Source organism: Nocardia thailandica NBRC 100428 (assembly GCF_000308795.1).
Classification (GTDB): Bacteria; Actinomycetota; Actinomycetes; order Mycobacteriales; family Mycobacteriaceae; genus Nocardia; species Nocardia thailandica.
In genome coordinates, this window is record NZ_BAGK01000244.1 from 23,381 (window position 1) to 38,058 (window position 14,678).

Here is a 14,678-nt window from a genome sequence, read left to right on the forward strand (position 1 = left end):
TCCGGTGCAGCGGGAGAATGGTTCCCGAGGCACCGGGCGGGCCCTGCCCGAGTTCGGAAGGAATCGACGTGAACATTTCCACAACGACGGGCTTGGTCCAGGGTGTGGGACAGGCCCACGCCAAGACGATCCTGCTGGGCGAACACACCGTCGTCCACGGCACCCCTGCCATCGCTTTCCCCCTGCCCGCGCTGCCGGTGCGCGCCGTCGCGCGCGTCCTGACCAGCGGTGAGACGCCGCTGGCCGCCCCCGACGGGCAGTTCCGTTTCAGCGCGGGCGACACCCCGGCACCCGCGGGCACGCTGTCCGGACCGCGGGTCGCGGTCGAGGAGGCGCTGCGCCGCTGGGGCCTGGCCGACGCGCGCGTCGACATCCTGGTCGACTGCGACATCCCGCTGGCGCGCGGCCTCGGGTCGAGCGCGGCCTGCGCGGGCGCCGCGGTCCGCGCCGTCGCCGACCTGTACGGCCGTGTCCTCGACGAAGGCACCCTCTACGACCTCGTGCAGTGCGGCGAGCAGGTCGAGCACGGCCGCGCCAGCGGCATCGACGCCAGCACCGTGCTCGCCGCGGGTCCCATCCGCTTCCACGAGGGCCGCACGCGCCCGCTGGCCATCGACATGGACGCCGCCCTGATCATCGCCGACACCGGGGTCCCCGGGTCCACCCAGCGCGCCGTGGCGGGCGTGCGCCGCGTGCTCGAGGCCGACCCGGCCCGCGCGCGGCGGCTGCTCGACCGCGCGGGCGAGCTGATCGCCGCCGCGGAGGACCAGCTCGCCACCGGCCGGGCCGAGGAGCTGGGCGCCACGATGTCGCGCTTCCAGGAGCTGCTGGCCGAGCTCGGCGTCAGCACGCCCCACATCGACACCCTCGTCTCCGCCGCGCGCGAGGCGGGCGCGTTCGGCGCCAAGCTGACCGGCGCCGGCCTGGGCGGATGCGTCCTCGCTCTCACCACACCGGCCGCCGCCGATACGGTGGGAGCTGCGCTGCGCCACGCCGGCGCGGCGCAGACCTGGACGGTCACCACCGGCAGCCTGGCCGCCGACGTCCCTATCCGCCTCGACTCCGGAATCGGTACCCACGCATGACCACACTCCCCGCATCTCCCGCCGCCCCGGCCGTCGCGGCGCGCGAGGGCGAGGCCGTCGCCGTCGCCCACCCCAACATCGCCCTGGTGAAGTACTGGGGCAAGCGCGACGAAGCGCTGTTCCTCCCCGTCACGGGGAGCCTGTCGATGACGCTGGACATCTTCCCGACCACCACGTCGGTGCGGCTGACCGACGCGGGCGCCGACGCCGTCGAGTTCAACGGCGCGCCCGCGAGCGGGGCCGCGGGCGCCAAGATCGAGAAGTTCCTGGAGCTGGTCCGCGCGAAGGCGGGCCGCACCGAGCGCGCCGCCGTGGTCACCCACAACGCCGGGCCGACGGGGGCGGGCCTCGCCTCCTCCGCGAGCGGGTTCGCCGCCCTGGCCACCGCGGCGGCCGCCGCCTACGGCCTCGACTACGACGGTCGCGCGCTCTCGCGGCTGGCCCGGCGCGGCTCGGGTTCGGCCTCGCGGTCGATCTTCGGCGGTTTCGTGGTGTGGCACGCGGGCGAGGGCGAGGGTGAGGCGGGGGACCTGAGTTCCTTCGCGGAGCCGATCGGCGGCGACGAGCTCGACCCGGCCCTGGTGGTGGCCGTGGTCGCCGCGGGCGCGAAGGCCGTCTCGAGCCGCGACGCCATGCGGCAGACCACCGCGACCTCGCCGCTGTACCGGCCGTGGGCCGAGTCCTCGGTGACCGACCTGGCCGAGATGCGCGCGGCCGTCGCCCGCGGCGACCTGCCCGCCATCGGCGAGATCGCCGAGCGCAACGCCCTCGGCATGCACGCCACCATGCTCGCCGCCCGTCCCGGCATCCGCTACATGTCGCCGCACTCGCTGTCCGTCCTCGACGCGGTGCTCGCGCTGCGCAACGACGGCGTCGCGGCCTACGCCACCATGGACGCGGGACCCAACGTGAAGATCCTCTGCGCCCGCGCCGACGCCCCCCGCGTCGCCGCCGCGGTCGACGCGCTCGGCGACTTCGTCACCACCCGCACCGCGCACATCGGTCCCGGCGCGTACCTGACCACGGACGCCGAGCGATGATCAGCCGTCGCGCCCCGGGGAAGCTCTTCGTCGCCGGCGAATACGCCGTCGTCGAGCCGGGGCGGCACGCCGTGCTGGTCGCGGTGGACCGCTACGCGACCGTCACAGTGACGGAGTCCGAGAAGGTCACGCTCCGCACGGATCTCGACGGCGGACACGTCCTCGGCTGCCTCCGCTCCGGCGCGACACCGGGCCCGGACGCGACGCACGGCCCCCTCGTCCCGGACACCGCCGACGGCGCGGTGCCGCCGCGCTTCGCCTACGTCTTCGCGGCCGTTTCGGTGCTCGAGCGGCTCCTCGCCGAACGCGGAATCGATGCCCGCCCCTACGCGCTCGACGTCCGCGCCGAGCTCGGGTCCACCGACGGCCGCAAGTACGGCCTCGGCTCCAGCGCCGCCGTCACGGTGGCGACGATCGACGCCCTCGGCGAGTTCCACGATCTCGGGCTGACGGTCATGGACCGCTACCGCCTCGCCATGCTCGCCACCATCGCGGTCAATCCCCGCGCCTCCGGCGGCGACATCGCCGCGAGCACCTGGGGCGGCTGGGTCGCCTACTCCGCGCCGGACCGGGCCGCGGTGACCGAACTGGCCGCCGCCGACGGCGTCGACACCGCGTTGGGCAAGCCGTGGCCCGGCCTGTCCGTGCGCCCGCTGCCCACCCCGGCCTCGGTGGAGCTGCTGGTCGGCTGGACTGGGTCACCCGCGTCCACCCCGGAGCTGGTCGCCGCGCTCGGCGCCCGGCGGGAGACGGCCGCGCGCCCCGAGGCGCAGCGCGCCCGCGCCGAGTTCGCGACCGGCAGCGACGCCTGCGTGCAGCGCCTGGTGACCGCGATCGAGGCCGACGACGCCGCCGCGATCCGTGCCGAGATCGACACCGCCCGCGCGCTGCTGCTCGACCTGGACGCCTTCTCCGGCCTCGGCATCATGACCCCGCTGCTGCACGCGCTGTGCGAGGCGGGCGCCGCGGTCGGCGCCGCGGCCAAACCGTCCGGCGCGGGCGGCGGTGACTGCGGCATCGCGATCGTCGGCCGCGATCGCGCCGGCGCCGCCGCCGAGCTCACCGGCCGCTGGATCAGCGCGGGCATCGAGCCGCTGCCGCTGCGACTACACCCGTTCGAGGGAGACCGCGCATGATCGCCGACCGCAAGGACGACCACGTACGCCACGCCGTCGAACACCGGCGCGCCCAGTCCGGCGGCAACGACTTCGACGACATCGGTTTCGTGCACCACGCCCTCGCCGGCATCGACACCGCCGATGTCACCCTCGGCGTCGAGTTCGCCGGGAAGCACTGGGACACACCGCTCTACGTCAACGCCATGACCGGCGGCAGCGTCGGCACCGGCGAGATCAACCGCCAGCTGGCCATCGCCGCGCGCGAGACCGGCGTGCCCATCGCGTCCGGTTCGATGAGCGCCTTCTTCCGCGATCCCGCCGCCGCGCCGACCTATCGCGTACTGCGCCAGGAGAATCCGCACGGATTCGTGATGGCCAACGTGAACGCCAACGCGACCCCCGATCAGGCGCGCAGCGCCATCGACCTGCTCGAGGCCGACGCGCTGCAGATCCACCTCAATGCCGTGCAGGAAGTGGTCATGCCCGAGGGCGACCGCGCCTTCGCGGACTGGCCGCGCCGCATCGAGGCCATCGTCGCGGCCGTCCCGGTCCCGGTGATCGTCAAGGAGGTCGGGTTCGGCCTCAGCCGTCAGACGGTCACCTGGCTGCGCGACGCGGGAGTCGCGGTCGCCGATGTCGGCGGTCGCGGCGGCACCAACTTCGCCCGGATCGAGAACGATCGCCGGGCGGCCGCGGACTTCGCGTTCATCGAAGGCTGGGGACAGTCCACCCCCAGCTGCCTGCTGGACTGTGCCGGGCTCACCGGCATCGACATCGCCGCATCCGGCGGGATCCGTTCACCACTGGACATCGCCCGAGCACTCGCGTTGGGGGCGAGTGCGACCGGCGTCGCGGGTGTCTTCCTCGAGACGCTCGTCAGCCACGACACCGAGACCCTGGTCCGGCAGATCCGCACCTGGACCGACCAGTTGCGCAACATCCTGACCGTGCTCGGTGCCCACACCCCCGCGGACCTGATCGGCACCGACGTGCTGGTCTCCGGGGAGGTGGCGAGCTTCTGCCGGCTGCGCGGCATCGACGTGGCGTCCCTCGCCCACCGGAGCCTCTGGTGGCGCGAATCGAAAGTCCGAGAAGGAGGAGTCATCCATGACTGACACGCCGTTTGCGGCTGTCCCGATGCAGTGGGTCGGCCCCGCGCGTATCACCGGCAACGTCGTCGACGACGCCGTCGAGTTCCCCCTGGCCACCTACGAGACGCCGCTGTGGCCGTCCGTCGGCCGGGGTGCGCGGATCAGCACGCTGACCGAGAAGGGCATCGTCGCCACCCTGCTCGACGAGCGCATGACCCGGTCGATCCTGCTCGAGGCCGACGACGCCTACACCGCGCTGACCACCGTCCGCCTGCTCGAGAGCAACCTCGCGCAGCTGCAGGAAGTGGTCTCCGGCAGCAGCCGTTTCGCCAAGCTGATCGAGCTCAACCATCAGATCGCGGGCAACCTGCTGTTCCTGCGTTTCGAGTTCACCACCGGTGACGCCTCCGGGCACAACATGGCCACCCTGGCCAGCGATCACCTGATGGACCACATCCTGTCCACCTATCCGGGTGTGCGCTACGGCTCCATCTCGGGCAACTTCTGCACCGACAAGAAGGCCACCGCGGTCAACGGCATCCTCGGCCGCGGCAAGAACGTGGTGACCGAGCTGCTGATCCCGCGCGACGTGGTCGAGAAGCGCCTGCACACCACCGCCGACAAGGTGGTGCAGCTCAACATCCGCAAGAACCTCATCGGCACCCTGCTCGCCGGTGGAATCCGTTCCGCCAACGCGCATTACGCCAACATGCTGCTGGCCTTCTACCTGGCGACCGGCCAGGACGCGGCCAACATCGTCGAAGGGTCACAGGGCGTCACCCACGCCGAGGACCGCGACGGCGACCTCTACTTCTCCTGCACCCTGCCCAACCTGATCGTCGGCACCGTCGGCAACGGCAAGCACGCCAGCTTCGTCGACGAGAACCTGGAGCGTCTCGGCTGCCGGGAGGACCGGGAGCCGGGGGAGAACGCGCGCCGACTGGCGGTCATCGGCGCGGCGAGCGTGCTGTGCGGCGAACTGTCGCTGATGGCAGCCCAGACCAATCGTGGCGAGCTGATGCGCGCCCACACCCAATTCGAGCGGTCCACCACGAGCAACGGAACTCCAGCATGAGCACACAGCCGGTCGGCATCCACGACCTCTCCTTCGCCACCACCCACTACTTCCTCGACCACGCGGTCCTCGCCGAGCGTCTCGGCGTCGACCGCGACAAGTTCTACCTCGGCATCGGCCAGGAGAAGATGAGCGTCGCCGCCGCCGACGAGGACATCGTCACCCTCGCCGCGGCCGCCGCCAAGCCGATCCTCGAGCGCCACGGCACCGAGGGCATCCGCACCGTGCTGCTGGCCACCGAGACCGGCGTCGACCAGTCCAAGGCCGCCGCCCTGTACCTGCATTCGCTGATCGGGCTGCCCAACACCGCCCGCGTCGTCGAGCTCAAGCAGGCCTGCTACGGCGGCACCGCCGGCCTGGCGTTCGCGGCGGGCCTGATCGCCCGCGACCCGTCCGAGCGGGTGCTGGTGATCGCCGCCGACATCGCCAAGTACGAGCTCGACACCCCCGGCGAGCCGACCCAGGGCGCCGCGGCGGTCGCCATGCTGATCAGCGCGAACCCCGCGATCGTCACGCTGGATCCGCAACAGGGCCTCTACAGCGCCGACATCATGGACTTCTGGCGGCCCAACTACCGCTCCGAGGCCATCGTCGACGGCAAGACCTCGGTCAACGCGTACCAGAAGGCCGCACAGGAGGCCTGGACCGACTACCGCAGGCGGGGCGGCCGCGAGCTCACCGAGTTCGCCGCCTTCTGCTACCACCAGCCCTTCACCAAGATGGCCTACAAAGCCCACAAGCACCTGCTGGAGAGCCAGGGCTTCACCGCCGACGCCGCCGACATCGACGCCGCGATCAAGCTCACCACCCTCTACAACCGGACCGTCGGCAACAGCTACACCGCCTCGCTGTACCTCGGCCTCGCGGCGCTGCTCGATCACGCCGACGACCTGACCGGCAAGCCGCTGGCCTTCCTGAGCTACGGCTCCGGCGCCGTCGCCGAATTCTTCAGCGGCACGGTCCAGCCCGGCTACCGCGAGCACATCCGCACCGCGGCCAACCAGGCGGCGATCGACTCCCGCGAGCCCATCGACTACGCGCACTACCGCGCGCTGCACGAGGCCGCCTCGCCGTCCGACGGCGCCTACCACGCCACCGCGGAAGAGACCCGCCGCCCGTACCGGCTGGCCGCGATCTCGGGGCACAAACGCATCTACGAAGCCCGATGAGGTAATTCATGAGCAAGGAAACAGCCCCGGCGGACGCCGCCGGGGCAGTTCGGCACACCCAGATACTGATCATCGGCAGCGGCCTGTCGGGCGTCGGCACCGCCGTGCGCCTCACCCAGGAGGGCATCACCGACTTCCTGGTGCTCGAACGCAGCGACGACGTCGGCGGCACCTGGCGCTACAACACCTATCCCGGCGCGGGGTGCGACGTGCCCTCGCACCTGTACTCCTACTCCTTCGCGCTGAACCCGGACTGGTCGCGGTCCTTCTCGCCCCAGGCCGAGATCCACCGCTACATCCGCGGGGTCGCCGAGCGCTACGGCGTCCTGGACAAGCACCTGTTCGGCACCGAGATGACCGCGGCCCGCTGGGACGAGTCGGCCGGGCAGTGGGAGGTGCAGACCACCAAGGGCGCCTTCACGGCCGAGATCGTGGTCTCCGCGGCGGGCGTGCTCGCCGAGCCGAGACTGCCCGACATCAAGGGCATCTCGGAGTTCGAGGGCGAGATCTTCCATTCCGCGCGCTGGAACCACGACTCCGACCTGACCGGCAAGCGCGTCGCCGTCATCGGTACCGGCGCCTCGGCGGTGCAGATCGTGCCGTCGATCGCGGGCCGGGTCGCGCGGCTCGACGTGTACCAGCGGACCGCCACCTGGGTGATGCCGCACTTCCTGCGGCCCTACTTCGCGGTGGAACGGCTGGCGTTCAAGCACATTCCCGGCCTGCAGCGACTCATCCGCGGCCTGATCTACGCCAACCGGGAACTGCTGGTCGTCACCCAGGCCAAGTACCCGCGCACCGCCGTCGCGCTCGAGATCATCGCCCGCGTCAAGCTGTGGCTCGAGGTGCGCGATCGCGAACTGCGGCGCAAGCTCACCCCGACCCACCGGGCCGGCTGCAAGCGGCTGCTCACCTCGAACCGCTACCTGCCCGCGCTGACCCGCGACAACGTCGAGCTGGTCACCGACGGGATCGCCGAGGTGCGCGCGCATTCCATCGTCACCGAGGACGGCACCGAACGCGAGGTCGACGCCATCGTCCTCGCCACGGGCTTCCACGTGGCCGATTCGCCCACCTACAACCTGTTCGCGGGCCGCGACGGGCGCACGCTGGCCGAGGTCGCCGACAAGGTCGGTTACCGCACCTACAAGGGCACCACGGTCAACAACTTCCCGAACCTGTTCCTCATGCTGGGGGCCAACTCCGGCCTGAACTACACCTCGCTGATCTACGTCATCGAGTCCCAGATCAACTACCTGATCAAGGCGATCGACACCATGCGCGAGCGCGGGCTCCGCTCGGTGGAGGTCCGCGAGGACGCCCTCGAGACCTACAACGCCGACGTGCGGGACAAGATGTCGCGCAGCGTGTGGGTCACCGGCGGCTGCGACAGCTGGTTCCTCGACCAGCAGGGCAACAACTCCGCGCTGTGGCCGGACTTCAGCTTCCGCTACCGGAACAAGCTGCGCGAGTTCGACATCGACGCCTACGAGACGACGGCGAGGACGGCATGAGCGAGACGACTCCCCGGCACTTCCGGGTGGCCATCATGGGCGCGGGCTTCTCCGGGCTCGGCCTCGCCATCGAGCTGACCCGGCGCGGCTTCACCGACTTCATCGTGCACGAGCGCGGCGACGACGTCGGCGGCACCTGGCGCGACAACACCTACCCCGGTGCGGGCTGCGACGTGCCCTCGCAGCTGTACTCCTACTCCTTCGCCCCGAATCCGGAATGGACGCAGTCCTTCTCGAATCAGGCCGAGATCCTGCGGTACATGCGCGACGTCGCCGACACCTACGGCGTGCGGGACCGGATCGAGTTCGGGTCCGCCGTCACCGGCGCGCGCTGGAACGACGAGACCGCCCGCTGGGAGGGGCAGACCACCAAGGGCCCCTTCACCGCGGACATCGCGGTCTCGGCGGCGGGCCCGCTGAGCGCCCCGAACCTGCCGGACATCAAGGGCCTGAGCACCTTCGAGGGTCCGATGTTCCATTCCGCGCGCTGGGACGCCGACTTCGATCCGGCGGGCAAGCGGGTGGCGGTCGTCGGCACCGGCGCCTCGGCGATCCAGATCGTGCCCGCCATCGCGGGCGACACCGCGCGTCTCGACCTGTACCAGCGCTCGGCGCCGTGGGTGCTGCCCCGCGTCGGGCATCGCTACACCGCGCTGGAACGATTCGCCTACCGCCGCGTCCCCGGGGCGCAGCGGCTGGCGCGCAACGCCATCTACTGGCTGCGTGAGTCGTTCGTGCTGTGGCAGGCCAAGTTCCCGTTCGTCGCCGACCTGGTCGGGCTCGTCGCGCGGGCCAAGATCCGCTGGGAGATCCGCGATCCGGAGCTGCGGGCGAAGGTCACGCCGAAGTACCGGCTCGGCTGCAAGCGCATGCTGATCTCGAACAACTACTACCAGGCGCTCGCCCGCGACAACGTGGACGTGGTGACCGACGGGATCGCCGAGATCCGCGGGAACACGATCGTGGCCGCCGACGGCACCGAGCGCGAGGTCGACGCCCTCGTGTTCGCCACCGGTTTCAAGATCACCGACTCGCCCACCTACGACATGATCACCGGGCGGGACGGGCGCACCCTGGCGGAGATGTTCGCCACCGAGGGCATCGCGGCCTACAAGGGCAGCGCCGTCGCGAACTTCCCGAACGTGTTCGTCATGCTCGGCCCCAACTCCGCGCTGAGCTACACCTCGGCCATCATCACCATCGAATGCCAGATCGCCTACATCGCCGACGCGATCGCCACCTTCGAGCGGGAGGGGCTGCGCACGGTGGAGGTGCGCAAGGACGTGCAGCAGGACTACAACGCGACGCTGCAGGCCAAGTTCCCCGGCACCGTGTGGGCCGACGGCGGCTGCCACAGCTGGTTCGTCGACGCCGAGGGCCACAACGCCACCCTGTGGCCGGATTTCAGTTTCCGGTTCCGGAAGGCGCTGCGTCGCTTCGACATCGACGCCTACGACGTCACCCGCCAGCCGGCGCAGGAGGCCGTCGCGGCGGAGTGAACCGGGACGGCCGGGCGGGCACACCCACCCGGCCGTCCGGCGGCCCGCTCAGCGGCGCACGTCGTCGTCCAGCTCGCGGTCGCCGAGCAGGCGGGCGAGGTGCTGCGCCGACACCGGGTCGCCGGAGCGCGCCCCACGGCCGAACCACGTGCGCGCGGCGTCGAGTTCGCCGCGCGACTCGAACAGCATCGCCAGATTGCGCATCGCCAGGGGATCGGCCGCGTCGAGGGCGCGGCGATCCCACACCTCCTCGCCGGGCACGTCCTCGGGCTGGAGCGAATCGGCCAGCCCGCGCAGCGAACCCGCCTCGCCCTCGTCCATCAGCCGGCGCGCCTCGCCGACCGCGCCCCGCGCGTGCAGCAGCCGACCGAGGTTGCCCTTGGCGTAGGGGTCGCCCGCCGCGACCGCCGCGCGGAACCATCGTTCGGCGGCTTCGACGTCGCCGCGGTCGCGCAGCAGGCAGCCCAGATCGTTCATGGCCTCGTTGTCGCCCGCGTCGATCGCCCTGCGCAGCATCGACTCCGCCTCGGCGGTCGCGCCCTGCCGATACAGGAAGAGGCCGAGCGCCCGGCAGGCGTCGAGGTCGCCCGCGGTGACCGCCTGCCGGTACCAGGATTCGGCGCCGGTCAGGTCACCGACTGCCTCGCGCACCCCGGCCAGCGGGCGCATCGCCTGATGGTGTCCCGCCTCGATCGCCCGGCGGTACCAGGATTCGGCGCGGTCGTGCTCGTTGCGCGCGGCGGCCAGCGCACCCAGGTGCCGCAGCGCGGCGGTCTGGCCCGCGTCGACGGCCTTGCGATACCACCAGTACGCCTCCTCGTAGTTGCCGCGGCGGCGCAGCAGCGTGCCGAGACGCAGCATCGCGCGCCCGTCCCCGCTCTCCACCGCCAGCCGCAGGCGGACCTCCTCGCCGGTCCGCGCCGCCCGCACGGTGGCCCTCGGCCGGATCGCCCGCGCCGCAGCCTCGGCCAGCTCGGCACAGGTGCCGTAGCGATCACCCGGCCGCTTGGCCAGGGCCGTCGCGATCACCGCGTCCAGATCCTCCGGCAGCGACGGCCGCAGCGCCCTGGGGGACGGGGGCGGCGACGACAGGTGCGCGCCGATGATCGCGGCCGGGTCGGCGCCGGGGAACGGCCGCGACCCGGTCAGCGTCTCGAAGAGGGTGCAGCCGAGGGAGTACACGTCGGCGCGGTGATCGGCGGTGTGGTGCCCGGCGAAGCGTTCCGGCGCCGCGTAGGCGAAGGTCGCCAGGATCGCGGTGACGGTCAGCGTCGCGTCGAGCGCCCGCGCGATCCCGAAGTCGGTCAGCACGCCCGCCTCGCCCTGCGGACCCCGCTCCACGAGGATGTTGCCCGGCTTCACATCCCGGTGCAGCACGCCCTGGCTGTGCGCGTAGTCCAGCGCCCGGGCGATGTCGGTGATCAGGGCGACCGCGCGCTCCGGGGCGAGCCCGCCGGGGCTGGCCTGCAACAGCCCCGCGAGATCGCCGCCGCGCACCGGGCGCATGGTGAGCCACAGATGGGTGTCGCCGGGGGCGTTGCGGTCCTGCACCGCGACGATGTTCGGGTGGGCGAGGCGGGCGGCGAGCTCGGCCTCGCGATCGAAGGCCCGGCGCACCTTCATGTCCAGCGCGTACGACTCGTGCAGCACCTTCAGCGCGACGTCGGCCTCCTGTCGCGGATGCCGCGCCAGATACACCGCGCCCATCCCGCCGACCCCGAGGATCGCCGTGATCCGGTACCCGCCCACCGACGTGCCAGGCAGCAGCGCCACGTGAATCCCCCTGTCGCGTCCGGCTTCCCGGTGCCCTTCCAGGAGAAAGGGTAGCGGCTGATCAGCCCGCGCGGTGCCGCCCGCCGCTCACTTCCGTTGCCGGGGAGCGTTCTCCAGCGCGACCGCCACCGCCTCGGCGGCCCCGCCCGACCAGACCGGCCCGTGGCCCGGCACCAGGGTGTCCGCCGGGACGGCCGCGAGCGCGGCGTAGCTGTCGAGGGTGGCGGCGGTGTCGTGGTTGAAGAAGTCCGGAAGCGGTTGCGGCCCGGCGATTCTCGAGGTCGGGTGCGCGGTCACCAGGGCGTCGCCGGTCGCGAGGACCCCGACGTCGGGCAGGTGGAAACCGCTGTGGCCGGAGGTATGCCCGGGGCAGGACACCGGGACCGGCCGGCCGGGCAGGTCGAGGGGCCCCTCGGCGGGGAAGGCCCGCGCGTGCGGCACCGTGTTCGGCAGCAACCCGCCCGCGCAGGCGATGCCGACGGCCCAGCCGAGCGTGCGGCGATCGGTGAGCCGCTTGACCACGTCCAGCGGCGTCGCCGACTCGTGCACGTCACCGTGCGCGTGCGCCACCTCGACGGCGCTGGCGTACACCGGGATCCCGTAGCGGCGATGCAGATGATTCAGCGCGCCGACGTGATCCAGGTGCGCGTGCGTCAGCAGCACCCCGCGTAGATCCTCCGGCCGGTGCCCGAGCGCGGCGATGGTCCGCTCGATCACCGCCGCGTCCCGCAACCAGCCCGCGTCGATCAACGTGAGCTCACGACCCTCGCGCACCAGGACCATGTTCACGTGCGTGCCCTCGACCCGGAAGACCTCCGGGGCCACCTGCTCGTACCGCACGGCCGACAACTCTCCTCACCCGGTCCGCCGACGGACCACTACCAGATCTTCACCCGCTCCTCGGGCGCCAGATAGAGGGCGTCCTCGGGGGTGAGGCCGAACGCCTCGTGGAAGCTGTCGATGTTGCGGACGACCGCGTTGCAGCGGAACTCCGGCGGCGAGTGCGGGTCGACCGCGAGCCGGCGGATCGCCTCCTCGGGCCGGGCCTTCGTGCGCCACACCTGCGCCCAGCCGTAGAACACCCGCTGCAGCCCGGTCAGGCCGTCGATGACCGGCGGCTCGGCGCCGTCGAGGGAGATCCGGTATGCCTCCAGCGCGATGGACAGCCCGCCCAGGTCACCGATGTTCTCGCCGATGGTGAACTCGCCGTTGACGGTGTGCTCGTCGGGCAGGTCGGCCGGGGACAGCACGCTGTACTGATCGATGAGCGCCTTGGTGCGGGCGGCGAACTCGGCGCGGTCGGCGTCGGTCCACCAGTCCTTCATGTTGCCGTCGCCGTCGTACTTGGCGCCCTGATCGTCGAAGCCGTGCCCGATCTCGTGACCGATGACCGCGCCGATACCGCCGTAGTTGGCGGCGTCGTCGGCCTCCAGATCGAAGAACGGCGGCTGCAGGATAGCGGCCGGGAAGACGATCTCGTTCATCCCCGGGTTGTAGTACGCGTTGACCGTCTGCGGGGTCATGAACCATTCGCCGCGGTCGACCTCGCCACCGAGCTTGCGCAGGTCCCGATCGTGTTCGGCCGCGTAGCCGTTGCGGTAGTTGCCCACCAGGTCGGCCGGGTCGATCACGATCGAGGAGTAGTCCCGCCAGGTGTCCGGGTAGCCGATCTTCGGGGTGAACTTCTCCAGCTTGGCCAGCGCGGCCGCCCTGGTGTCGGGGCCCATCCACTCCAGCTCGGCGATGTTGCGGCGGTAGGCCTCCTGCAGGTTGGCGACCAGCTCGAGCATGCGGGCCTTCGCCTCGGGCGGGAAGTGCCGCGCCACATACAGTTTGCCGACGGCCTCGCCCAGCAGGTCCTGCACCAGCGAGACCCCGCGCTTCCAGCGCTCCCGGTTCTCCTGTGCGCCGGTGAGGGTCCGCCCGTAGAAGTCGAAGTTCTCCTCCACGACCGCGTCGGTCAGGTACGGGGCCCGCGCGTGCAGCACCTGCCACGCCGCCCAGTCCTGCCAGTCGCGGCGCGGCAGCTCGGCCCAGGCGCGGGCGAAGGCATCCAGGTAGGACGGCTGACGCACCACCAGCTCGGCGAACAGCTCGGCACCGTCGCGACCGGTACCCGCGCTGAGCGCGGAAACCCACGCGGACCAGTCGAATTCGGGATGATCCTCGATCAGCGCGGCCAGGGAGGTGAGGTTGTAGCTCAGTTCGGCGTCGCGGCGGCGCACGACGTCCCAGTGCCCCGCGGCCAGCGTGCGCTCCAGCTCGACCACCCGGCGGGCCGCGTCCTCGGCGTCTGCCGGGACCAGACCGGCCAGCGCCGGATCGGCGGCGGCGAGGGCGAACAGCCGCGCGATGTGCGCCTGGTACTTCGCACGGATCTCGGCGTACTCGTCCTGCCGGTAGTAGGACTCGTCGGGCAGGCCGATCCCGGACTGGGTGGCGTGCACCAGATAGCGGGACGAGTCCTTGGCGTCGGTGTCGACGTAATAGGCCAGCGCGCCCCGCACCCCGGTGCGCTGCAGGCTGCCGAGCAGCGCGGCGAACACGCTCGCGTCGGCGACCTCGGCGATCGCGCGCAGCTCGTCCGCGACCGGGGCGAGCCCGGCGGCCGCGACGGCGTCGGTGTCCATGAAGCTGGAGTACAGGTCACCGATCCGGCGGGCGTCGGCGTCGCCGTCGGCGTTCGCGGCGCTGTTCTGGATGATCGCCTTGACATCGAGTTCGGCCTGGTCGTAGAGGGTGCGGAAGGCGCCGTCCACGGCGCGGTCCGCCGGAATCTCGTAATCGCGCAACCACTGGCCGTTGACGTGGGTGAACAGATCGTCCTGCACACGCACCTGCGCATCACGGAACGACAGATCGATGCCGGAAGGAACGCTCAGTTCGGAAGTCACGGGAACCAGTATGCCGATTCCCGCGACCGGGGGACGGGGAGCGGGGGATCAGGCGCAGACGAACTCGTCGTCGCGGACGCCCGCGACGAAGGCCGCCCATTCGGCGGCGGTGAAACGCAGGGTGGTGCCGCCGTGCCGGAGCAGCGTGCCGCCGTCGGGCGTGGGTGCGGTGGCCAGTTCGGGGTGCGGCCGACCGGCGAGCAGGCAGTGCAGGAACGACGTCCACAGCTCGGCGCGGACGGCGACGACCGGCTCGGGCGCACCCTCGGCGGCGGGCGTGCGCCGGAATTTGCTGTCGCGTATCAGGACCACGTCGCCGTCGAACCGAACCTCGACACACTGGTTGCCGTTGTTGGAGTACGAGGAGGTGAACCAGCCGCGATCGGCCGGCACCCGGCTAGCTGTGGTGGCCATGCCACA

12 protein-coding genes are annotated in these 14,678 nt (G+C 71.7%); 8 read left to right on the forward strand and 4 right to left on the reverse strand.

Translation table 11 applies throughout. From position 1 onward, the window contains the following. Nucleotides 1-68 precede the first annotated feature (68 nt). The 8 genes from mvk to ON36_RS28205 are packed head-to-tail and all read left to right on the forward strand — an operon-like array spanning nt 69 to nt 9,591. Entirely contained in the window at nt 69-1,085 is a 1,017-nt protein-coding gene (mvk, locus tag ON36_RS28170) for a mevalonate kinase (protein WP_245558234.1), read from the forward strand. Beyond that, nucleotides 1,082-2,125, forward strand: a complete 1,044-nt coding sequence (gene mvaD, locus ON36_RS28175) for a diphosphomevalonate decarboxylase (RefSeq protein WP_052314422.1) — start codon at nt 1,082-1,084, stop codon at nt 2,123-2,125. The genes mvk and mvaD overlap by 4 nt, the downstream gene beginning before the upstream one ends. Then, nucleotides 2,122-3,261, forward strand: coding sequence for a phosphomevalonate kinase (locus ON36_RS28180; RefSeq protein ID WP_043659880.1), 1,140 nt, complete (start codon nt 2,122-2,124; stop codon nt 3,259-3,261). The genes mvaD and ON36_RS28180 overlap by 4 nt, the downstream gene beginning before the upstream one ends. Next, nucleotides 3,258-4,358, forward strand: a complete 1,101-nt coding sequence (gene fni / locus ON36_RS28185) for a type 2 isopentenyl-diphosphate Delta-isomerase (RefSeq protein WP_043659882.1) — start codon at nt 3,258-3,260, stop codon at nt 4,356-4,358. The genes ON36_RS28180 and fni overlap by 4 nt, the downstream gene beginning before the upstream one ends. Next, complete coding sequence (locus tag ON36_RS28190) at nt 4,351-5,409, forward strand: hydroxymethylglutaryl-coenzyme A reductase family protein (RefSeq protein WP_157225031.1); 1,059 nt, start codon at nt 4,351-4,353, stop codon at nt 5,407-5,409. Before fni ends, ON36_RS28190 begins: the two co-directional genes overlap by 8 nt. Continuing rightward, complete coding sequence (locus tag ON36_RS28195) at nt 5,406-6,578, forward strand: hydroxymethylglutaryl-CoA synthase (protein ID WP_043659888.1); 1,173 nt, start codon at nt 5,406-5,408, stop codon at nt 6,576-6,578. Before ON36_RS28190 ends, ON36_RS28195 begins: the two co-directional genes overlap by 4 nt. An 8-nt stretch (nt 6,579-6,586) precedes the next feature. Further along, a complete protein-coding gene (locus ON36_RS28200; protein WP_052314423.1) occupies nt 6,587-8,092 on the forward strand; it encodes a flavin-containing monooxygenase in 1,506 nt (501 codons plus the stop codon). Further along, nucleotides 8,089-9,591: a flavin-containing monooxygenase gene (locus ON36_RS28205; RefSeq protein ID WP_043659890.1), complete on the forward strand. Its 1,503-nt coding sequence runs from the start codon at nt 8,089-8,091 to the stop codon at nt 9,589-9,591. The genes ON36_RS28200 and ON36_RS28205 overlap by 4 nt, the downstream gene beginning before the upstream one ends. Before the next feature lie 48 nt (nt 9,592-9,639). Here the strand turns inward: ON36_RS28205 and ON36_RS32995 are convergent, their stop codons facing one another. The 4 genes from ON36_RS32995 to ON36_RS28225 form a co-directional block, all read right to left on the reverse strand. After that, nucleotides 9,640-11,364 (reverse strand): serine/threonine-protein kinase, encoded by a 1,725-nt coding sequence (locus tag ON36_RS32995; protein WP_052314424.1) that lies wholly within the window; start codon nt 11,362-11,364, stop codon nt 9,640-9,642. An 87-nt stretch (nt 11,365-11,451) separates the two neighbouring features. Next, nucleotides 11,452-12,204, reverse strand: a complete 753-nt coding sequence (locus tag ON36_RS28215; RefSeq protein WP_043659893.1) for an MBL fold metallo-hydrolase — start codon at nt 12,202-12,204, stop codon at nt 11,452-11,454. A 38-nt stretch (nt 12,205-12,242) separates the two neighbouring features. After that, entirely contained in the window at nt 12,243-14,258 is a 2,016-nt protein-coding gene (locus ON36_RS28220; protein ID WP_052314425.1) for a M13 family metallopeptidase, read from the reverse strand. A 48-nt stretch (nt 14,259-14,306) separates the two neighbouring features. Then, nucleotides 14,307-14,672: a DUF397 domain-containing protein gene (locus tag ON36_RS28225; RefSeq protein WP_043659897.1), complete on the reverse strand. Its 366-nt coding sequence runs from the start codon at nt 14,670-14,672 to the stop codon at nt 14,307-14,309. Nucleotides 14,673-14,678 lie beyond the last annotated feature (6 nt).